The sequence below is a fragment of the Bacillus sp. B1(2022) genome (genome assembly GCF_040259625.1).
In the GTDB taxonomy this organism is placed as follows: Bacteria; Bacillota; Bacilli; order Bacillales; family Bacillaceae; genus Bacillus; species Bacillus velezensis.
This window is the reverse complement of the sequence record NZ_JANIFO010000004.1, coordinates 45,009-63,476: the sequence shown is the minus strand read 5'-3', so window position 1 is coordinate 63,476 and position 18,468 is coordinate 45,009. Positions and strand designations below refer to the sequence as shown.

Here is an 18,468-nt window from a genome sequence, read left to right as displayed (position 1 = left end):
GATGAACAAAATGGATTTATTGAATGGTATTGATGAGGTTTACTTTGTTCAACCGATGAAGGCTACTTCAACTGAAGGTCTGTTTATCGCTTTCCAAACAGAAGGCAGTCATACGAAAGAACAAGATACAAAAGATGAATCAACAAAGTCTGGCCGAATTGTTGGTTACGGCCCTAAATCCGAGAGCATTGAACTGACATATTATGCTGCTGTCTCTGATCCAGGTCAAATGGCGATTGAAGATGCTTATGACAACGAAGAGACAGTTCAGGTATGGAAAGTAAACCTGAATAAAAACAAAAACGATAAGCATGATTCTGAATATGGACATGCAATCATCGAGAACTTAGAAAAAAGTGCACCGCAAGATGGGTTTATTGAGGTTTCAACAACATTGCCTGTTCTCGGTAAGACCCGTAAAGGTGAGCTTGATCCTCTGCCTCAAGAATTAATTGACGAGATCAGATCTTCTGCCGGTGCCAAAGAGTTCATGCAGTTTGGCGAGAATGCCAAAAAAACAACTACGCCCTAATGCGCCCCAAAATCTATCGTTCACGGCTACAGCTGACAGCGTGACCGTGAAATGGGATGCGGTAGATGGGGCAACTTCATATAAGGTATACAGGGGAGCGAGCAAGCAGCTGGACGCAACTGTCATTGGCACATCCCACACCTTGACAGGAATTGCGGCCGATACGAAACTCACGGTCAACGTCTCTGCTGTGAACGATGCGGGCGAGTCCTCAATGACTGAGATTGTTACGCAAACACAAGCGGTTACGCCCTAACGTTCCCCGCAATATAACTGCGAAAAGCGCCACTTCAAATCAGGTGAGTTTTTCATGGGATGCGGTGAAAGGGGCGACATCTTACAATATTTACAGGTTTTATGCAAAAATAGCGACTGTCTCAAAGAATTCGTACACGTCGAATCCTAACCTAAAGCCGGACACCGCCTACATTTTTAACGTGTCGGCAGTGAACTCGGTCGGGGAATCGGAACGTTCGGCCAATTTTACGATACGAACAGAAAAGGAATCATAGGGTCCGGGCTTCCCGGGCTCTTTTTTAACATACAAAAATAATCGGAGGTTTTATAAATGGCTTACTTAACTATCGGAGATAAAGAATACAAATCACGCTGCGACTTTGCTTTTGACAGATTGGCAAACGAAAAATATTCCACTGCGGACGAAAAGGGCAAAGGCGGCACAATGAATATTTACATGAGCCTGCTCAACGAAGAGGCTTCCTATCTTTCTGCTTTTTGGGATTGCGCACTTGCTTACTTGAAGAAAGAAAAGCCTTCAACTGAGGCTATTGAAGAAGCAATCATGAAAATCATTGATGAAGACGAGACAGGCGAGGCAATTGACAAAATGATCAATGAAGCATTCACAACACTGGACTCAGCGGGTTTTTTCAAAGGCGTGATCCGTCAGCGATGGAAGATGATGGAGAAGATGAACAAAGGGAAGAAACCGGCTCCGAACGAAACACCGGAAATGGAAGCGAAACGGCTGGAGGACGAAGAGAACGGCAAGGAAGTCCTGAAGATGATGAAAGAGGCGTACAAAGAGAGAACGGGATCGACTATGACCAAATAATTACGAATTCCGCACATTGGCTTGGGGTTTATGATGTGGATTTAATCATGTCATGGACTCCTAACGAGTACAAGCTTCTGCTCAAAGGGGCCAAGTTGCGAGAAATAGATGAATTGGAGCTTATGGCAAGAAACGCCATGTTTCACCGTTACGCTATGAATGAGAAGCGCCCCAAAGAAAAGAAAATGTTTGATGCGAATAAGGCCAGACGTCAATTGGAGCGGAACATCACTGGGGATAACGACAAATGGCGCAAGACAGATGTAAACGAGCTCGGCAAGCGAGCTAAAGGGGTTCAGCGGTTTAATGATACAATCCGCAACCACTTTGCAAAATTTGGACAAGGAATGGGGTGAGGAATTGATCGAAAGATTGACAGCAATAGTTGAAGCGCAGACACGAAGATTTACTCGCAGCATGGACCGTGTGAATGATATGATGCGCCGGATGAATGATCATCAGACAGTAGAAATTGACGCAGAGATCGCAAGCTTTCAGGCCAGAGTGCGGCAGGCCGAGCAGCAAATTGATAATTTTGTACATCGACATGAACGCACACGAGTTGATTTAGATGCTGATTCAGATCCTCTGACTAGAGCTGTGTCAGAAGCACGGACAGCTTTAGCTTCGTTGCGAAATAGAGTCACAACCAACATAAACGGTGATACTTCGAATTTAACGAGAGCGGTAGCAGTAGCCAGAACAGAGACACATTCCTTGCCAAAACGTGTTTGGATACACATCGAAGCCCGAATTGATCGGTTTGAAACATCAATGAACAGGCTCGCCAAAATCACTAACTCTGTTTCAACTGTCATAGGTCATTCGCTTGCCGGCGCCTTCACATCCGCATTGCCTGCAATTACTCCGGTTCTTGCCAGCATAACCGGAGTAATCGGGTCATTGGGCCCTATGCTCGGGGTGGCAGCCGGCGGAGTAATGGGGTTAACCAGTGCATTTGCAACAGCGGGAACAGGCGCGGCGGCATTCGGCGCCCTTGCTGTTACTTCAATAAGCGGTGTATTTAAAGCATCCGAAGACCTTTCAAAGCTGCAGGAGAAGCTGGACAATGCAACAAGCGCAAAAGAGCGCGCTAAAATCATGAAACAGATCAATAATCTGCAAAAATCTCTTGGAAAAGAAGAGAGAGAGGCATTAAAGAACCTCGAAGACTTTAAAGACAATTGGCGGGACATCGGTACGATGGTTCAAAAGCCGATCTTGAAAACATTCGGTATGTCTCTAAATACGTTTAAACTCGCGCTTAACTCACTCATTCCAATGTTTGATGGACTGGCAAAAGAGGGCGTGGGACTGGCGAAAAGCATGGACAAAGCTTTTAAAGCTCCGGACATGCAGAGATTCATTTCTTATCTGAACAAAGAAGCTCCGGCGGCGTTTGCTTCATTCGGCCGATCTGCCGGGAATGTCTTACGGACAGTTTTCAATCTGATCGTAGCATTCGGACCGACTGGAAAGAGCATGACAAAATCTATCGAAGGAATGACCCAATCATGGGTGAAATGGTCAGCGAACTTGGGTTCTTCAAAGAAATTTCAGGCTTTCGTGGAGTATACAAAAACCAATGGTCCAAAACTGCTGCAGATTATCAGAAACTTTTCGGGCGGCCTGACAAAGCTGTTTACTGGATTCGCTCCTATGTCTCAAGACATGATGACATCACTCGTAGATCTGACCAAGCGGTTCAATGAGTGGGCTGGCAGCGTTACGAAAACAAAAGAATTTCAATCTTTCATTGATTATATCAAGACCAACGGGCCCACAGTGTGGAGCACATTGGGGCAGATCGCGAAGACTATCATCAACTTGCTTGTTGGCATGGCTCCACTTGGTCAAACGATTTTGGAGAATGTAAACGGGTTTTTGAAATTTACTAATGCGGCGATGGAAGCAAACCCGGCAATCGGGAAATTTATCGCAGCCGGTATTTCATTAATTGGTGCTTTAAGAGCTATTGTTCCGGCGATAGTAGCGGTTAGTGCTGTCACAAATGGGCTTAAAGATTTTATGACTGCAGCTCAATATTTGCGGAGCTTTGGTTCGGCGGTTTCAGGGATCAGAACTGTGGGATTGATTACCCAATTAAAATCAGCAATAGCTGCTATGGGCCAATTCATTGCGAAGTATACAGCGATGGCAGCAAGCGCAACAGCTAATGCTGTGAAAATGGCGGCATCGTGGACAGCCATGAAAATATCAGCGTTTGTTTCTGCTCTGAAGCGCGGCATTGTTCAAATGGGTTTATGGATCAAGAATATGACTGTAATGGCGGCTCAATCAATCGCAAGTGCTGCCCGTACAGCAACCGCATGGACAGCAATGAAGATCACCTCTTTTATCACAATGCTGACAAACGGGATTAAGCAGATGGGTCTTTTCATTGCCAAAATGACCGTGCTCGCAGCGCAATCCATAGCGCAGGCAACTCGCATGGCAGCGGCTTGGACGGCGGCGCAGATCAGCAATTTTATATCTTTGCTGGTTGCAGGCGGTAAGCAAATGGTTTTATTCGGCCGGCAACTCGTCGTGCTTGCGGCACAAGCGGCAGCACAGGCGGCACGCATGGCGGCATCTTGGGTCATCGCAATGGGGCCTATCGGATGGATTACGGCGGCTGTCATCGGTCTGGTTGCCTTGATCATCGCGAATTGGGACACGGTAAAATCGGCTACAATTGCGGCATGGGGTGCTATTTCCAGTTGGCTGTCTACTGTCTGGACAGGTATAAAGACGATAGCAACATCAACATGGAACGGAATAAAGTCGTTCTTCTCTACTGTTTGGAATGGAATTGTATCGGCAGCTAAAAGCATTTGGAACGGCCTGAAAACATTCTTTTCATCACTCTGGAATGGAATGAAAACAGCATTCACAAGCATTTGGAACGGCATCAAAACAATTGCTACTTCGATCTGGAAGGGCGTTGTATCAGTTGGAAAAACTATCTGGAATGGATTGAAAACATTCTTCACAAGTTGGCTAAATACGCAAAAGAAAATCTTCAGCACCGTTTGGAATGCGATAAAAACTGTTGTTACCACAGTATGGAAAGCTGTGTCTTCTACTGCCAAGAGCATTTGGAATGGGTTGAAGTCATTTTTTAGCGGCATGCTGAATGGCACCAAGAGTGTTTTTACAAGTGTGTGGAACGCTGTCAAAGGTTTTGTGACAGGGCTCTGGAAAGGGCTCGTGAGTACAGCTAAAAGCCTATTCAATAGTATGAAAAATGCTATTTCCAGCGTAATGAAATCGGCGAAATCAACAATTACAAGCATATGGAACGGTGTCATGAAGTTTTTCCGCGGCATTAACTTGTGGCAGATCGGTAAGAACATCATCCAAGGGTTAATAAAAGGTATCAGCGGCATGGCGGGAGCATTAGCGAGCAAAGTAAAATCAATGGCAAATGCTATTCCTAACGGCATGAAAAAACTTTTGGGAATCCATTCTCCGTCAAGGGTAATGCGTGACAAGGTCGGTATCATGGTTCCTGCTGGTATCGCTGTCGGGATTCAGAACGGTATCGGCACTGTCCAGAAAGCCATGGGAGCCGTCAGTGATGCTATGACTATTCAGCAAGAGGATATGAATTTTGAATATGACACTTCCATTTCTAGCGGTGAACTTGGCACTGTTAGAAAAGAATTGAGCGCGGACATCCGGAACCTTGAATTGCCTGACAGAATGATTGTGGTTGAGATGGACAGCAAGAAGGTCGGTCAAGGAGTAGAAAAGCCAGTCACAGACGCACAAAGAAGATCGAACGCAAGGAGGGTGAGATTTAATTGATTAATTATCAGGAACTGCTGCCTAACCAATGGAAAATCACGTTTGACGGCATTGATATATCACCCTTCTTTTATGTGAAGTCCACGGGCGGCCGGGGAGTGACAGGAAGAGAAGTGAATACAGCCACTATCGGGAATCGCCCCGGCGGTTTCCTGCGCAATACAAGAATTCCTGTAAGAGTCATAACCATTGAGGTCCTTTTCGCCTTCAGCAGTGAAGAAGAGCTGAAGAAAAAGCAGGAGGAATTGACTTTTATTCTGCACACTGAAGAGCCTAAGCCGTTAATTTTTTACGATGAGCCTGACAGAGTCTATAATGCTGTCTTTGAAAGCATTTCAGAAGGTGAAGAACAGGGAGGCTTTCAGACTGCAACATTGACTTTTATCTGTCCCGATCCAAAAAAATACGGCCCGGCGAAGGATTTTGAATTTGATTCAGGTGTTCAAACTATTACTAATCCGGGCTATGCAGCTGTAGACCCAACAATCGAATGCGTTTTTGAAGAGAAAGCCACTTCATATGAGGTGGCTCTTCTTAATGCTGATGGGTCGGTATCGAAAACGATCAAGCTGCTGTACGATTTCATCGCTGGTGACACTCTCATAATTGATTCAGCGAAAAGAAAGGTGACATGTAGCGGTAAGTTGATCATGCCAGCACTTCAAATTCAATCGGATTGGTTTCAGCTGCCGCCAAAGACGCCAGTGAAAATCAAATTCAGTCATAAGAGCAATATCAAATTTAATGAGGCATATTTGTAAGGAGGTCCGGCCATGGCTGACATGTATATACTTTCACCCGATGATGAATTATTGACAGTGCTGTCCAGCCACGGACAAGAAACCTGCATGTTCTGGGAGGCAAAATATAAAGAAGAGCTTAACAAGGGTTCTTCTTTTTCTTTTGTAGCAGATGCTTCCCATCCTGACGCAAGATTCCTTTTTCAAGAGAATCAAGTAGTGTTCAGGGATAAGGATGGCAACTTGCGTCTGTTTGTCATCAAGGAAATGGATGATACAGACGAAGAAGGGGAAACAAACACTCTGGTTACGTGTGAAGCGGCCATGATGGAGCTTGCTGAAACCAGAGTCAAAGATTTCCGCCCCACTAACAAAACTGCGCAGTTTGTACTGGATAATGTCCTTTCCCGGTCAAGGTGGGTGGCTGAGGTAAAAGTTGAACTTGGAGTAAATTCAACTACCTTTTATAAGAAATCAGCGCTGGATTGTATTGCTGACGTAATCAATATATGGGGCGGCGAGCTTCAGGACACTATAGAATTTGACGGGAATAAGGTCACGAGAAGAATCATAAAAATACTTCCTCGACGTGGTAAGGACAGCGGCAAGCGCTTTGAGATTGACAAGGATACGATAAATATTCGTCGAACTGTCATCAGCTATCCAGTAACAGCCCTTTGGGGATACGGGGCATCTATTGCATCTACTGATGATGACGTAGAAGAAACGGGCGGTTATTCCCGTTTTATTGACTTTGCGGAAGTAGAATGGAAAAAATCAAAAGGTGATCCGGTCGACAAGCCTTTAGGCCAGGAATGGGTTGGTGATCCGGATTTATTAAAACAGCTGGGCCGGCTTAAAAATGACGTTTTAATACACAGAGAAGGCGAATACAACAACGAGAATATAACAGATCCAGAAGAGCTTTTAAAAGCAACATATGACTACTTAATAACCACAGCATCCAAAATAGAAGTTAATTATGAGTTGTCGGTCCAACTGCTTCAAAACATTCCGGGATATGAACATGAGCATGTGGAATTGGGAGATACTACGATAGCAATTGATCGAAACTTCGCTATCCCAATTGAGACATCGCAACGGGTTATTTCGATGGAATACGACATAACTGATCCAGATAATACCTGTGTAGTGGAAATCGGGCAATTTCTTTCTGCTTATGAACCAGACACGCGGCTGGATAAAATTGAAGACTCCTTAAATAATATTGGTAAAAATATAATAATAACCGATGAAAATTTCCCAGACATAAAACCACCTGTTCCGACAAATGTTCAAGCGAAAGGGCTTTTTTCAAAAGTATCTCTTTCATGGGATTTCGAACCTTACTCTTACATTGCTGCATACGAAGTTTATGCGTCTCAGATGAATGGTTTTGTTCCGTCTAGCGCTACTTTGATATGGCGAGGAAAAGACGGTGGTTGCGTTCATGACGCCGAGGTTGATCAGGTTTGGTATTATCGCATTCGAGCTTTGAATACTAAAGGTACACCGAGTGATTTCACTAACCAGTATTCAGCGGCCACAGTTCGTATTGGTACGAATCATATAGAGGATTTATCAATTACAAATGCAAAAATTGGTACTGCTGCTATTGATACATTGAATGTGGCGAACGGAGCTATCACGAATGCAAAAATTAATAGTCTGGTAGCCGACAAGATCAAAGGTGGTATTCTCTCAGGTGTCATCGTTCGAAGTGAAAATGATTCCGGGGATACGATCGAGCTGAAAGACGGCACTATTACGTCTGAATTAAACGGCAGAAAAACGATACAAATGTATAACTATAATCTATTGTTTTACGATCCAGGTACTGATGACCTTAAACCTAACTACGATATAATAGGCTCTTTGACGCCTGTTTGGAAGTCTGGCAATACATCAAAACGGGGAATTGGGTTAATGGGGTCGAAGGATTATCTGACATTAGCGAAACAAATAAGTGGAACTGACAGCGCCCCTTTCTTAAATGCAGATTTTGTAGATAGAAAAACAATTATAGGTGGATCACCTAATGCTAATGGAAAGTGGGACGGGAGATTAGAATTAAGATCGACCTATTTTGCAAATTGGTCAGGAGCAACACCAAACGATACAAATGTGCCTAAAATTGTTGTGGAAAACTCGAATGATAGCACTACGAAATGGGGAAATGTTGCAATATTTACCGGGAGGGGTCCGGATAAGGCTGGTTCTGAGAATGAACGCTTTGGGTTTGAAGTGTGGCAATATCAAGGGGATGCCACTGCAAAGCAAATGTTCAAAATTGACAGAGACGATACCTTACCCGGCGATGGAAATTATATGGGCTATTACGGCGATTCGGTGTATTTGCCTTATAACGTTCGTTTGCAGGCTGGGAATGAACTGAAACTATCTTCCCAAGCTCTTGGCTTGACCCTCAGCAACGCTGTAACTGATGTAAGGGGAGACTTACAAAGCAATGCGATCCTCAGGGTTCATTATTGGGACAATTTCAATATAAATAAAGGCAGCGGGAGCACTGCTTATGGTGATGGAACTCTAAGTATTGGAACAGATGTTGAAAACATTTTTTTCGCTACAGTACAAGCTTACGGGAGTTATTCAGACTGCGTGACATGCGGTGTGCCCAGCATGACCTTAAATGGAGATAAATCAGCAACTATCTCTTTTAGAGTTCGTGGCACTGGAACGGTTAATGTAGAAGGTCAGAGTGTCGGTAGGTTAATGATTCTGTATATTTACGAACCAAGGTAGGGAGGCGCTTCATATGTTGGGTATGGTCAACTATAGAGCTGATGACATAAAAATGAAAGGTTTAAAAATTGAAGAAGATGCCGGGGCGGTAACTGTATCAAACTTCAAATTGATTTTAAATAGTGGACAGGCAAACGAAACTGTTACTCAAATGGATGCGGTTTACTTTTCATTGGAAAGCGAAGATACTCTTTCTCTATATAAATTAATGATATTAGAAGGAGAAGATAATAAAAGTGATTTTGAGTATTATCTGATCAAGAATATTGAGGGTAATGAAGACGTTGGTATTAATGGTGTCAAACCCGAGAGGCTTTTCTGGACATTGCTCGAATTTTATGTGGAACCAGATGGCAACACGTACGGGGTTTCATTTACAAAAAGTGACGACTTCCCTGTATCAACAAATGAGGATTTAAAAGAGCTGCCTAAATATTTTCAAATACAAATTGCAGAAGGTGCTGCTTCTAATAATGAATATCACTCAGGTGAAAGGGCTGATGAGTTTTGAAAGAATTAACACCCCATATCATAAAGGGATCTTCAGGTGAAGACGATACTAAATCAGATATTGAGTTAACACAAATACTTGTCAATCAACTGTTTGAAGAGCTTGCTTTAAAGGGAGTATTACAAAAATGAATAAAAGCAACTCTTATAAGTATTTTGATAGGTGTTGGGGCAAAGGGACTGTTACGACCAAGCAAATGAATTTGGCAGTATCAGTAGGATGGATTACCCAAGCGGAATATGATGAAATAACAGCCAAACAGAGGGGAGTTTCTATAGAAGATGAACAGTGAATTGAGCTCGGAAAAATTAAAAGAACAGTGTGAGCTTTTGGCGCTAAAATGTAATGCTTTGGGTGGAGATATTGGTGATCTCTATAATAAGTTAGCTGATTCTAAAGCTCTTCATTCATATACGGAAAATAAATTAAAGCAAGCAAATGAAGAAATAACAATTCTAAAAAAAGAACTCGAGAAAGAAAAGACGAAAAATAAATAGAATTTTCATCTGTTAACACCTGAGAGGGTGTTTTTATTTTGCCTCGGAGGAGGTGAAGACAAAATGGAGGGAATACACGTGTGGATGAATTTTGAGAGCTTACAGATCGCAAGAACCTATCTTTTCGGGGAGGTGAAATACCTTGACTTGCTTTTGATCCTCAGCATCTTGGATGTCATCACTGGCATTATAAAAGCATGGAAAATGAAGCAGCTCCGGAGCCGTAGCGCGTGGTTTGGATATGTCCGGAAGATGCTCAGTTTTATGGTGGTCATCGTCGCAAACATTATTGATACGATAACAAATTTGAACGGTGTTCTGACATTTGGAACCGTTCTTTTTTATATCGCAAATGAGGGCCTGTCCATCACAGAAAACTTGGCACAGATCGGCGTTAAAATCCCGGCCGTCATCACTGACCGGCTCCATGTAATTGAAAGCGACAACGATCAGAAAACAGAAAAAGACGATCAAGCAGCTGGTTAATCAGGCTGCTTTTTTTGAATCCAAAAACAGAATAGGAGAGATTTTTCATGACAATTGCAGTCAAAAAAAGATTAGTTCCAAGTGAAAATTACGCCCTGAAATGCCCGAATCCAATGACGCCGGAGTATATCACCATCCATAACACAGCAAACGACGCATCAGCCGCCAATGAAATCAGTTATATGACGGGAAACAGCGAATCGACAAGCTATCATTTTGCCGTAGATGATAAAGAAGTAATTCAGGGGATTCCGCTGGACCGGAACGCTTGGCATTCTGGCGACGGTACAAACGGAACCGGGAACCGTAAGTCTATCGGTGTTGAAATCTGCTACAGCAAGTCAGGCGGCGCACGATACCAGGAAGCAGAGGCGCTGGCTATCAAGTTTGTGGCGCAACTTCTTAAAGAGCGCGGCTGGGGCGTCGACAGGATCAGAAAGCATCAGGACTGGAATGGAAAATACTGCCCGCACCGTATTTTAGATGAGGAGCGCTGGGATGAAGTGAAATCGTCTATCGTTGCAGAACTTGAACGCCTTGGAGGTAAAAAAGCATCCAAACCACAAAAAACAGATTCGAAGACCAGCGGGGCGACGTACACCGTCAAGAAAGGCGATGTCCTTTCTGTAATTGCAGAGAAAACAGGAGTAAGCATGAAAACCCTGCAAAGCTTGAACGGCATCAAGAATCCGAATCTAATCAAAGTCGGTCAAATATTAAAGCTGACTGGCTCGGCCGGCTCTTCATCCAACGGCAAGAAATCATCCTTCCGCCTTCCAGCGGGTATTTTTAAAATCACAAGCCCGTTAACCCGAGGGGAGGCCGTAAAACAGATTCAAACGGCGCTGGCGGCTCTTCATTATTACCCGGACAAAAGTGCGAAGAGTTTCGGAATAGACGGCGCATATGGCCCGAAAACAGCGAATGCGGTGAAACGATTCCAGTCCATGTATGGCCTGTCTGCTGACGGCATCTATGGGCCGAAGACAAAAACAAAGATCGAAGCGCTTCTGAAATGAAAATGAGCAGGCATTAGGCCTGCTCATTTTGTTTTAAGTCATTTGTTAGGTATTCTATATCTTGTATGTACCGTTGTATAGTTTCCTCAATTGCATCTCTTACAACCCGAGGGTAACCCTTTTCACCTTCCTGTTTCTGCTCCTTCTTCAGTTCTTCTAAATCCTCTTTAAACAATTTAATAGCAGTCTTTTTTTGGTCAACATTCATATGATTGTAAATTTTTCTCATGATAAGTCTCCTTTTTTAACTAATTTTAAACAAAAATTATAAATTTTAGTATATAATACTATATTGGAAGGAGGTGGTAAAATGAAAAGGATTATGTCAAGCGTAATTATTCTGTCTCTCACAGGCTTACTTTTAGTATCAACACTATTACCAAGCGTTGCAAGTGCCGCAACTCCTAATAGTCAAACTGAGACTAAAGGAACAACACAGAGTGTTAATGTTCAAACTAACACTGTGAACAATTTGGCTGAGGAACAGAGTGAGGAGCCAGTGTTCCACACTACCGGCATTAAAGGCTATCTAGTCAAATTAGCTGCAAATACAGTCTCCTTAGGAATTAGACATGGCGGAGCAGCGGTTGGCCAAATATTAAAACATGCCGACGCTAAAGCAGCAAAAGCATTTAAAAAGAATTCAGGCTACATAGCAGATAAGATAGATGAAATAGCTGAACTTCCCGATGTTACTGCACATATGATTTCGGACAAGCTATTTAAGGCTTTGAAGGGTAAGATTGGCGGAGGATCGGCCAAAATAATTGCTGATGGTGTTTATTATGCTATTAATCTATTGTTGTTCTAAAAGCAGGTAAATGCCTGCTTTTCCTCTTGGTGAATGTATAAGCTCTGAAAAAAATCAGAGGCAGAGCGTTAAGAAGTATCGTTTGTATGATGAATGATTCCCTTCTCGTGACGAGGAGGGTTTTTTGTGATGTACGGCCTGACTGCTGATGGCATTTACGGGCCGAAAACAAAAGCGAAGCTTGAAGCTCTACTAAAATAAGAGAATCCCTTCTCGTTATGAGAAGGGACTTATCTTTTTATTCATCGTATAGTTTATTAACCAAATCGGTAAATGAATCAGATATATGACTCAAAGCTCCATCAGGGTCTTCATAAGCAATTTCATGATCCCAGAAAACCACAGAGGGATTTTCTTTATTCTGACGATAATCGAAACAGATTTCATTACCGAAAGGATCACAGGCGAAAGGGACTATCCCTGAAAGCATTCTTCCATCCTGATAATCTTCTAAAACCTCTAAAATAAAACTTGAACTATCCTCAGTTAGACCATGTAATCGATTAAAAACCGCGCCTTTTGTATTTTCATAGTCAAAAATCTTTTTACTTGGGCGTGCTCCATTGTTGTTTAATATAGTTGAAATGTAGTCGTTTGGAAACTTAATATCTAAAGCCTTTTCGATTTTTTTAACAGTTGTTTCCCCGATAGGTTCTTCGGCGAATCTCCACTCTGTCATATTGACCAACTCCTATCTGTTCTTACTTCCTCCACCCCAAAGGTGCCGGCCTCCTGTATGGCCTGTTTGCCGATGCACCTTTTGGTCAACTAATTGCATTCTCCCTGAATCTTGGTGATGATGCCAAGTATATCCGTCTGGTGTTTCACCAGCTTTTATCATTTCGATTTGAAGGTCATTGAATTGATTTCTAAGTAAAGGATCTCTTTCAATTTCTTCTTTTAATTTTAAGGTTGCATCTTTAAATTGTAAATAATCGCTTTCCTTATAAAGTTTGGAATCAATCTTTGTATCAAATTTTGCTTTGAAAATTGGGAAACCGTCTTTATTATATGGAACTCCAGTTTTAGGGTGTTTTTGGTTTTTTAGATGGCCCATTTTTAAGTTAACTGTTTTGAGGTTTCCATATTCATCTCTGTAAGTATAAGGTGCGGCTTTAGTAAACAAATCATCCTTTGATTGAACTAATCTCTTTAAAAGCGGCGTATTTTTAACATTAATAGTATTCCCGGCGTCTTGTAAAATCCCTTCTAATGCCGGGGTATATCTATTGGCATAAGGCTTGACAGATGGATTGCCATTTTTAATCTTTTCGCTAGCCGCCTTCCCAACTTTAGCAAGATCTTTTGAGCCTGTTGAGACAGAGGACTTTCCGCCTTTCAATAACAGAAGACTTCCGCCCAAGTAAGTAACATAGTGCATCCGTGTATATGCATCCCCGTGAATCATCTTTTTATCCCAATCATCCTTCAATGTGTCAACCATACTTTGATAGACACCTAGATAATCGTATTCCAGAACAGTATCCAGAACTTTTTGAGGATCTTTGTTTAAGTTGTCAATTGTCCAACCGATATTCCATCCGAGTTGAAGTGCTCCTTCACCGGTATCCTTGGCAAGATCGTATACACCAACAAGCAGACCTTTGGCGCCATCACCTATGATTTGCAATGCTTCTTTTCCGTTATCCATGAAAGCTTTACGCTGTTCCAGAAATGAAACAAATTCAAGCTGTTCAGGGGTGAGATTCTCATAGCCAACCTTTTTGGCGATTTCTAAGTATTCATCCGGGTCGGTTACACCATCAGCCAGCTTTTTCTTCAGATCCTTGATTTCACGCTCTTTCGCTTCTTCCTTTTTAACCGTCAAATAAGCATCCGAATGTCTTGCGATATCGCCTTTTTTCTTATGGATGTCGCTTTCTCGGTACGCCTTGGCATTGTAGTGAAGCGGCGTGGCGTTTTTTCCTTTACCTGTGGCGTTTTGGAGCTGCTCAAAGTCGGCTTGGATGAACTGTTCGTTCGCTTCGGTTTCTGCGTATTCTTTCGTTAGATCGTGATCAAGCTTGCCGAGCTTATGTATCGTTTCGCTTCTTTTTTTGTCAGCTGAAGAGAGCTTCTGATCCGTGTTTTCGGTTGAAAACAGATCAAGCGAGATGATGTCTTCGATCTCACCGAGGATGGAGCGCATGTCTTTTTTCTGCTCTTCCATAATCGCCTTTGATTTACTAAGAGCGTGGGTGAGCTCATGCTCCAGAAATGATTCCTCCACATGCGAATTGGAAAGTCCGGCATCTTCGACCTTACCGGGAAGGCTTGTGAGAAATGCGATTTTCATATCGATCAGATCAAGCCAGCTGTCTGTGACGCCGGCGTGGTCTTGGAAAAAGGCTTTGATGTTGTCAGCGCCCCGGCCTGAGAAATCGCCGTCGCCAAGATCAGCCATGCCTTGAAACGCTTTTTTTAGATTGACCATCTGGCCGCGCAGTTTTTTGTATTCACTCGCACGCTGTTTGGCAGCGGCCAGCAGGCTGTTTGCTTCGAAAACTTTCATGACCATATCCTTTCATACGAATTACTTCAACAAGATTTTACCATGGAAAAATGAAGAAACAGAAGGGGATGTGATTCTAAAGTGTGAAATGATTAATTCGATCTGTGCTATTTTTCCTATTTGAAATTCTTGTTTAAAGACGGTTTCAGCTTATGAATGGACTAAATCTTGATGGCATTTATGGGCCGAAGACGAAAGCGAAAATTGAAGCGAAATTGAAATAATAAAAAAACTCCCTCTGAGAGGGGAGTTTTATTTTTCTTCGTGTTCAGCTACAAAATAAACACGATTATTATCATTTAGAGGATTATACTTTACTTTTAAAACTTTGTAATTTTTTGTTCCTTCGTGTGTTTTGATAGGGATGATGTCGCCAGTCCACAAATCGAATTCACCATCTTGAATATCCGCATCTATTACCCCTTTAGTTGTTCTAAATATAAAATCCCCCTCTTCGTCATTTAAATCTTTAACATGTCTGAATTCAATAATTGCTGAAGCATCCATTGGAGTTCCCCCTTTTTTTGGTATAAATAAAGGATAGCATATATTTAGCTGATGAGTGGAGCGTGCTTCTTAATACAAATTTATTTGGATTTTTTGTCAAGTCAATTTTCCATTGAAGAATCGCAGAGTTGCTTGAGGTAATTGAGTGCGTATAAGTAGAGGGAAGCCGGCCGGAAGAGGTCCCGTCCCTATGATGAATGAAGCCCTGCTTGAGATGAGGAGGGGTGTTTGTCATACGTTTGCCACTTAATTAAACAAGATGTCCATTTATAAAGACATTTTGTATTTTGTTCTGTATAATTTGTTTTGTTTTGTGTACAATAGGGAAGAACACATTTACAGTGTTGAAGGAGGGAATTTCATGCTTACTCATGCTGAGTTAGGTGCGAAACTTAAAGAAGCAAGAAGCATTAGTGGGTTAAAACAGCAAGAAGCTGCTGAAAACTTAAACATTGGTCGCCAAAAATTAATTTCAATTGAAAAAGGGATGGGACCAATCGATACCGTTTTATTAAAAAAAATGGCTGATCTTTATGGTTTTGCATTAGATCACTTTTTCGAAGAAGATAATGAAGAATTTGACGTGAAACTTGCATTCAGAGCAGCAGATTTAGAAGAGGATGATCAACAAACCATTAATTGGTCTAGGAAGGTTCTGGTTAATATTGGGATTTTGAATGAGATTTGTGAGGAGTTAAATTAATGCAAAGACTCGTTGCCCTTGCCAAGAGTAGATCAAATGAACTTAGAAATAGCATGGGATTGGGTGATGAACCAATCTCAAATATTTTCAAATTGTTGGAAAGTAAAGGGGTATTCCTCTTCAAAAGGCCGTTTAAGGGGAATGCGTCGGCAATGTTTATGAAAAGTAAAGATGCTCATCTGGTTATAATTAATTCCAATAAGACATTAGGACATCAGATTTTCTCTGCTGCGCATGAACTTTCCCATTACTTATATGATACTCATGTTATGGGCGGAGTATGTGCTGTTAATAAATTCAATCAGGATATGGAAATCGAAAAATTAGCTGATTTATTCGCTTCGCATTTTTTAATGCCTGAAGATGGGATATTAAAGCACGTGATTAAAAGAACGAACAATGGGAGTAGAAATCTTGATCATACTGATATAATTTATCTTCAACAGTATTTTAATGTAAGTTGGAGCGCCATGTTAAATAGAGTGTGTAACTTAGGTCATATTACAAAACAGGAATATGATTATTATAAAAGTACAATTAAGATAAAAAGTGAAGCATTAAAGCATGGTTATTCAACTGAAATATATGAAATAGATGAGAAATCGTATAATTCACAGTTATATATTGAAAAAGCAATGAAAGCTTTTGAAAATGATGAAATTAGTGAAAAAAAATTAGAAGAATTTTTGCATGATATTGAGATGACAATTGATGAGTTAAGTTTGAGTGAAGAAAAATCCCATATTTTCGAGGAGGAAGACTATGCTTAAGGTACCTCCTCTTGTTTGTGATACTGGAATTATTTTGCGTTTTGGAATAACAAATCAGTTAAGAATTTTAGAAAGCTTATATTCAGGAAATATCATCTTACCTACTGAGGTTATAAATGAATTTATAACCATAAGCAAGTTAAATCACGATTTAACGGATGCTATACGGAAAAAATGGATAGAAGAGTTCAAAATAAACTTTGTCGATCATCCCAACATCTGTCTTACATTCGCTAAATTAAACAAAAGATTCGGTGCAGGCGAATCAGCTGTTATGGCTATAGCAAAGGATAAAGGATGGACTGTAGGATCAGATGATCTTAAAGCGACTCAAAAGTATTGTAGTACAAACAAAGTTCCCCTAATGGGGACCTTAGGCATCCTTTACGATGCTTATGATAAAGAGATTATTAATGCTAGTGAAGGACAACAAATCTTAAATGATATGCTTTCCAAAACAAAGTATATTTGTCCTGTGAAACTATTCTCTGATGTAATAGCTTGGTTTGAAAAAGGACAAGGAAGAAGATTATATTAATTATTTAATTGATTAATATTTTTATAGCCCACCTGTCGGTGAGCTTTTTTTAATTACCTCAATTTATTATCCACTTTTTCCGCAGTTTATCCCATTTCAATTCACCATTTATCAAAAGGCTCTTCTCAGCTGCGCGAATATCCTCTTCGCTCTTTCCTGTTTTTCTTTTCAATTGTTCCATGGAGGGATTTTTCCCGAAGCGGGTCATGTTAAAAATAATCCGATACACTTTCCGTGCAATTCAACTCCTGCAAAGATGATATGCGAACTTAAGTTCTGTTGTCAATAAATCTGATTTGGGGACAGATGGGGACGAATTGGGGACCAACTTGTTCATTTTTAGCCAAAACAGAAGATTTTTTATCAGAAAGACTGGTCAGCAAACCTTATAAAATAAGGTTTCAAAATAAAACGTCTGTTCGTATCAGAAGATAATCACTACCTTGACAGGGTAGAGGTCGCTGGTTCGAGCCCAGTCGGAATCATACACTGCGGTTAGAGACGTTATATCAACGTTTCTAGCCGTTTTTTATTGCGTTGACTTAGTCGTATTAAGGCGCAGGGTAGCGGTCCTACCAACGACAAGGAAGCGGTTTTTATTGCGGTGACTTAACCGAATGGAGGCGGTAATATGTCCGCAAATAGAACAGGAAAACGCGTCAAAAAGGAACGTACTTTACGGAAGACTACGAGCAATCTCGATGTGCTTTTCGTACAGTTTCGCGGAAATCAGAGGGGCGGGCGCAATCAACGCTCAACCAATACGAAGACAATTACAGGTTCTTTCGAATTTTTGGATCGTAAGGGGATCGGGCGGTCCATTCACGAAATGAGCCGAGAGGTAATTCGTAAGTATATCGTGTACAGTCAAGACGAGTGGGTTAAATTCGAGGACCATTATTTTAAGAAGGACGAGCATATGAAGAAAAGGCTTGCGCCGGGGACGATTAATACATTAGCGTTTTTTTTTAAGACGTTAGTCGCATTTCACGATGTCAGAAGCTGGGTGAACGATTCGTCTAGTCTATATGTCTAAGAGCATTGGTGGAGTAACGGAACAGGATACCGTCGAATTGTGGGCCGTATCTCTTTTTAGGGTCAAAATTGTTGAAAAGTTCAGCTAGTGATGCCGTCAAGTAGTTCCAAACCGCACTGTCGGTATTGCGTTTCTATCCGGATAAGAAAGCCGAAAAA

24 protein-coding genes and 2 pseudogenes are annotated in these 18,468 nt (G+C 41.6%); 21 read left to right on the top strand and 5 right to left on the bottom strand.

From position 1 onward, the window contains the following. Window positions 1-10: 10 nt before the first annotated feature. The 14 genes from NQS30_RS08705 to NQS30_RS08640 all read left to right on the top strand — a co-directional run bounded on the left by NQS30_RS08705 (window position 11) and on the right by NQS30_RS08640 (window position 11,433). Window positions 11-532: a phage major tail protein, TP901-1 family gene (locus NQS30_RS08705; protein WP_218791593.1), complete on the top strand. Its 522-nt coding sequence runs from the start codon at window positions 11-13 to the stop codon at window positions 530-532. Further along, a complete protein-coding gene (locus NQS30_RS08700; RefSeq protein WP_218791594.1) occupies window positions 507-788 on the top strand; it encodes a fibronectin type III domain-containing protein in 282 nt (93 codons plus the stop codon). Before NQS30_RS08705 ends, NQS30_RS08700 begins: the two co-directional genes overlap by 26 nt. Beyond that, window positions 757-1,044: a fibronectin type III domain-containing protein gene (locus NQS30_RS08695; RefSeq protein ID WP_255034080.1), complete on the top strand. Its 288-nt coding sequence runs from the start codon at window positions 757-759 to the stop codon at window positions 1,042-1,044. Before NQS30_RS08700 ends, NQS30_RS08695 begins: the two co-directional genes overlap by 32 nt. Window positions 1,045-1,100: 56 nt before the next feature. Next, window positions 1,101-1,607 carry a tail assembly chaperone gene (locus tag NQS30_RS08690; RefSeq protein ID WP_031378545.1) on the top strand — a complete coding sequence of 169 codons (507 nt, stop codon included), beginning with the start codon at window positions 1,101-1,103 and terminating at the stop codon, window positions 1,605-1,607. A gap of 47 nt (window positions 1,608-1,654) precedes the next feature. Further along, window positions 1,655-1,963, top strand: coding sequence for a hypothetical protein (locus tag NQS30_RS08685; RefSeq protein WP_218791762.1), 309 nt, complete (start codon window positions 1,655-1,657; stop codon window positions 1,961-1,963). 4 nt (window positions 1,964-1,967) lie between these two features. Beyond that, a complete protein-coding gene (locus tag NQS30_RS08680) occupies window positions 1,968-5,417 on the top strand; it encodes a phage tail protein (protein ID WP_218791595.1) in 3,450 nt (1,149 codons plus the stop codon). Then, entirely contained in the window at window positions 5,414-6,178 is a 765-nt protein-coding gene (locus NQS30_RS08675) for a distal tail protein Dit (protein ID WP_218791596.1), read from the top strand. Before NQS30_RS08680 ends, NQS30_RS08675 begins: the two co-directional genes overlap by 4 nt. Before the next feature lie 12 nt (window positions 6,179-6,190). Further along, window positions 6,191-8,920: a phage tail spike protein gene (locus tag NQS30_RS08670; protein WP_218791597.1), complete on the top strand. Its 2,730-nt coding sequence runs from the start codon at window positions 6,191-6,193 to the stop codon at window positions 8,918-8,920. A gap of 13 nt (window positions 8,921-8,933) precedes the next feature. Next, entirely contained in the window at window positions 8,934-9,431 is a 498-nt protein-coding gene (locus NQS30_RS08665; protein WP_218791598.1) for a hypothetical protein, read from the top strand. After that, a complete protein-coding gene (locus NQS30_RS08660) occupies window positions 9,428-9,562 on the top strand; it encodes a hypothetical protein (protein WP_256994857.1) in 135 nt (44 codons plus the stop codon). Before NQS30_RS08665 ends, NQS30_RS08660 begins: the two co-directional genes overlap by 4 nt. Next, complete coding sequence (locus NQS30_RS08655) at window positions 9,559-9,723, top strand: XkdX family protein (protein ID WP_076983166.1); 165 nt, start codon at window positions 9,559-9,561, stop codon at window positions 9,721-9,723. The genes NQS30_RS08660 and NQS30_RS08655 overlap by 4 nt, the downstream gene beginning before the upstream one ends. Beyond that, window positions 9,713-9,928, top strand: coding sequence for a hypothetical protein (locus NQS30_RS08650; RefSeq protein ID WP_061528374.1), 216 nt, complete (start codon window positions 9,713-9,715; stop codon window positions 9,926-9,928). Before NQS30_RS08655 ends, NQS30_RS08650 begins: the two co-directional genes overlap by 11 nt. Window positions 9,929-9,991: 63 nt before the next feature. After that, window positions 9,992-10,414, top strand: a complete 423-nt coding sequence (locus NQS30_RS08645; RefSeq protein ID WP_015239640.1) for a phage holin family protein — start codon at window positions 9,992-9,994, stop codon at window positions 10,412-10,414. A 47-nt stretch (window positions 10,415-10,461) separates the two neighbouring features. After that, window positions 10,462-11,433, top strand: a complete 972-nt coding sequence (locus NQS30_RS08640) for an N-acetylmuramoyl-L-alanine amidase (protein ID WP_218791599.1) — start codon at window positions 10,462-10,464, stop codon at window positions 11,431-11,433. 13 nt (window positions 11,434-11,446) lie between these two features. Here NQS30_RS08640 and NQS30_RS08635 read toward each other — a convergent pair whose 3' ends face one another. Then, window positions 11,447-11,662, bottom strand: a complete 216-nt coding sequence (locus tag NQS30_RS08635; protein WP_017417298.1) for a hypothetical protein — start codon at window positions 11,660-11,662, stop codon at window positions 11,447-11,449. An 81-nt stretch (window positions 11,663-11,743) separates the two neighbouring features. Here NQS30_RS08635 and NQS30_RS08630 point away from each other — a divergent pair, with 81 nt between their 5' ends. Together NQS30_RS08630 and NQS30_RS08625 are read left to right on the top strand one after the other, a co-directional pair. Beyond that, window positions 11,744-12,244: a hypothetical protein gene (locus NQS30_RS08630; protein ID WP_017417299.1), complete on the top strand. Its 501-nt coding sequence runs from the start codon at window positions 11,744-11,746 to the stop codon at window positions 12,242-12,244. A 120-nt stretch (window positions 12,245-12,364) separates the two neighbouring features. Further along, window positions 12,365-12,445: pseudogene (locus NQS30_RS08625) on the top strand (peptidoglycan-binding domain-containing protein); the annotation flags it as partial. Window positions 12,446-12,482: 37 nt separating this feature from the next. Here NQS30_RS08625 and NQS30_RS08620 read toward each other — a convergent pair. Further along, window positions 12,483-12,923: an SMI1/KNR4 family protein gene (locus tag NQS30_RS08620; RefSeq protein WP_007408575.1), complete on the bottom strand. Its 441-nt coding sequence runs from the start codon at window positions 12,921-12,923 to the stop codon at window positions 12,483-12,485. Window positions 12,924-12,935: 12 nt separating this feature from the next. After that, window positions 12,936-14,756: a T7SS effector LXG polymorphic toxin gene (locus tag NQS30_RS08615; RefSeq protein WP_218791600.1), complete on the bottom strand. Its 1,821-nt coding sequence runs from the start codon at window positions 14,754-14,756 to the stop codon at window positions 12,936-12,938. A gap of 137 nt (window positions 14,757-14,893) precedes the next feature. On the opposite strand from NQS30_RS08615, the pseudogene NQS30_RS08610 reads away from it, so the two are divergent. Then, window positions 14,894-14,980: pseudogene (locus NQS30_RS08610) on the top strand (peptidoglycan-binding domain-containing protein); the annotation flags it as partial. Window positions 14,981-15,008: 28 nt separating this feature from the next. Here NQS30_RS08610 and NQS30_RS08605 read toward each other — a convergent pair. Then, a complete protein-coding gene (locus NQS30_RS08605) occupies window positions 15,009-15,263 on the bottom strand; it encodes a hypothetical protein (RefSeq protein WP_151296185.1) in 255 nt (84 codons plus the stop codon). A gap of 361 nt (window positions 15,264-15,624) precedes the next feature. Here NQS30_RS08605 and NQS30_RS08600 point away from each other — a divergent pair, with 361 nt between their 5' ends. Genes NQS30_RS08600 through NQS30_RS08590 form a run of 3 tightly spaced genes read left to right on the top strand, consistent with a single transcriptional unit; the run spans window position 15,625 to window position 17,274 of the window. Then, a complete protein-coding gene (locus NQS30_RS08600) occupies window positions 15,625-15,966 on the top strand; it encodes a helix-turn-helix transcriptional regulator (protein WP_196213798.1) in 342 nt (113 codons plus the stop codon). Next, window positions 15,966-16,736: an ImmA/IrrE family metallo-endopeptidase gene (locus NQS30_RS08595; RefSeq protein ID WP_154817877.1), complete on the top strand. Its 771-nt coding sequence runs from the start codon at window positions 15,966-15,968 to the stop codon at window positions 16,734-16,736. The genes NQS30_RS08600 and NQS30_RS08595 overlap by 1 nt, the downstream gene beginning before the upstream one ends. After that, window positions 16,729-17,274: a PIN domain-containing protein gene (locus tag NQS30_RS08590; protein ID WP_154817878.1), complete on the top strand. Its 546-nt coding sequence runs from the start codon at window positions 16,729-16,731 to the stop codon at window positions 17,272-17,274. The genes NQS30_RS08595 and NQS30_RS08590 overlap by 8 nt, the downstream gene beginning before the upstream one ends. A 58-nt stretch (window positions 17,275-17,332) precedes the next feature. On the opposite strand, the gene NQS30_RS08585 is transcribed toward NQS30_RS08590, so the two are convergent. Then, window positions 17,333-17,455, bottom strand: coding sequence for a hypothetical protein (locus tag NQS30_RS08585; RefSeq protein WP_256994860.1), 123 nt, complete (start codon window positions 17,453-17,455; stop codon window positions 17,333-17,335). A 450-nt stretch (window positions 17,456-17,905) separates the two neighbouring features. Here NQS30_RS08585 and NQS30_RS08580 point away from each other — a divergent pair, with 450 nt between their 5' ends. Next, the gene (locus NQS30_RS08580) at window positions 17,906-18,310 is read left to right on the top strand and encodes a hypothetical protein (RefSeq protein WP_015239644.1); all 405 of its coding nucleotides are present in this window, start codon (window positions 17,906-17,908) and stop codon (window positions 18,308-18,310) included. Window positions 18,311-18,468: the final 158 nt, after the last annotated feature.

Excerpts from the sequence above, each read along its gene's own strand:
- NQS30_RS08615 (WP_218791600.1), bottom strand. The coding sequence starts at position 14,756 with ATGAAAGTTTTCGAAGCAAACAGCCTGCTGGCCGCTGCCAAACAGCGT.
- NQS30_RS08590 (WP_154817878.1), top strand. The coding sequence starts at position 16,729 with ATGCTTAAGGTACCTCCTCTTGTTTGTGATACTGGAATTATTTTGCGT.
- NQS30_RS08630 (WP_017417299.1), top strand. The coding sequence starts at position 11,744 with ATGAAAAGGATTATGTCAAGCGTAATTATTCTGTCTCTCACAGGCTTA.
- NQS30_RS08655 (WP_076983166.1), top strand. The coding sequence starts at position 9,559 with ATGAATAAAAGCAACTCTTATAAGTATTTTGATAGGTGTTGGGGCAAA.
- NQS30_RS08690 (WP_031378545.1), top strand. The coding sequence starts at position 1,101 with ATGGCTTACTTAACTATCGGAGATAAAGAATACAAATCACGCTGCGAC.
- NQS30_RS08685 (WP_218791762.1), top strand. The coding sequence starts at position 1,655 with ATGTCATGGACTCCTAACGAGTACAAGCTTCTGCTCAAAGGGGCCAAG.
- NQS30_RS08645 (WP_015239640.1), top strand. The coding sequence starts at position 9,992 with ATGGAGGGAATACACGTGTGGATGAATTTTGAGAGCTTACAGATCGCA.
- NQS30_RS08640 (WP_218791599.1), top strand. The coding sequence starts at position 10,462 with ATGACAATTGCAGTCAAAAAAAGATTAGTTCCAAGTGAAAATTACGCC.
- NQS30_RS08595 (WP_154817877.1), top strand. The coding sequence starts at position 15,966 with ATGCAAAGACTCGTTGCCCTTGCCAAGAGTAGATCAAATGAACTTAGA.
- NQS30_RS08620 (WP_007408575.1), bottom strand. The coding sequence starts at position 12,923 with ATGACAGAGTGGAGATTCGCCGAAGAACCTATCGGGGAAACAACTGTT.
- NQS30_RS08580 (WP_015239644.1), top strand. The coding sequence starts at position 17,906 with ATGTCCGCAAATAGAACAGGAAAACGCGTCAAAAAGGAACGTACTTTA.
- NQS30_RS08705 (WP_218791593.1), top strand. The coding sequence starts at position 11 with ATGGATTTATTGAATGGTATTGATGAGGTTTACTTTGTTCAACCGATG.
- NQS30_RS08600 (WP_196213798.1), top strand. The coding sequence starts at position 15,625 with ATGCTTACTCATGCTGAGTTAGGTGCGAAACTTAAAGAAGCAAGAAGC.
- NQS30_RS08605 (WP_151296185.1), bottom strand. The coding sequence starts at position 15,263 with ATGGATGCTTCAGCAATTATTGAATTCAGACATGTTAAAGATTTAAAT.
- NQS30_RS08585 (WP_256994860.1), bottom strand. The coding sequence starts at position 17,455 with ATGGAACAATTGAAAAGAAAAACAGGAAAGAGCGAAGAGGATATTCGC.
- NQS30_RS08635 (WP_017417298.1), bottom strand. The coding sequence starts at position 11,662 with ATGAGAAAAATTTACAATCATATGAATGTTGACCAAAAAAAGACTGCT.
- NQS30_RS08665 (WP_218791598.1), top strand. The coding sequence starts at position 8,934 with ATGTTGGGTATGGTCAACTATAGAGCTGATGACATAAAAATGAAAGGT.
- NQS30_RS08670 (WP_218791597.1), top strand. The coding sequence starts at position 6,191 with ATGGCTGACATGTATATACTTTCACCCGATGATGAATTATTGACAGTG.
- NQS30_RS08700 (WP_218791594.1), top strand. The coding sequence starts at position 507 with ATGCCAAAAAAACAACTACGCCCTAATGCGCCCCAAAATCTATCGTTC.
- NQS30_RS08650 (WP_061528374.1), top strand. The coding sequence starts at position 9,713 with ATGAACAGTGAATTGAGCTCGGAAAAATTAAAAGAACAGTGTGAGCTT.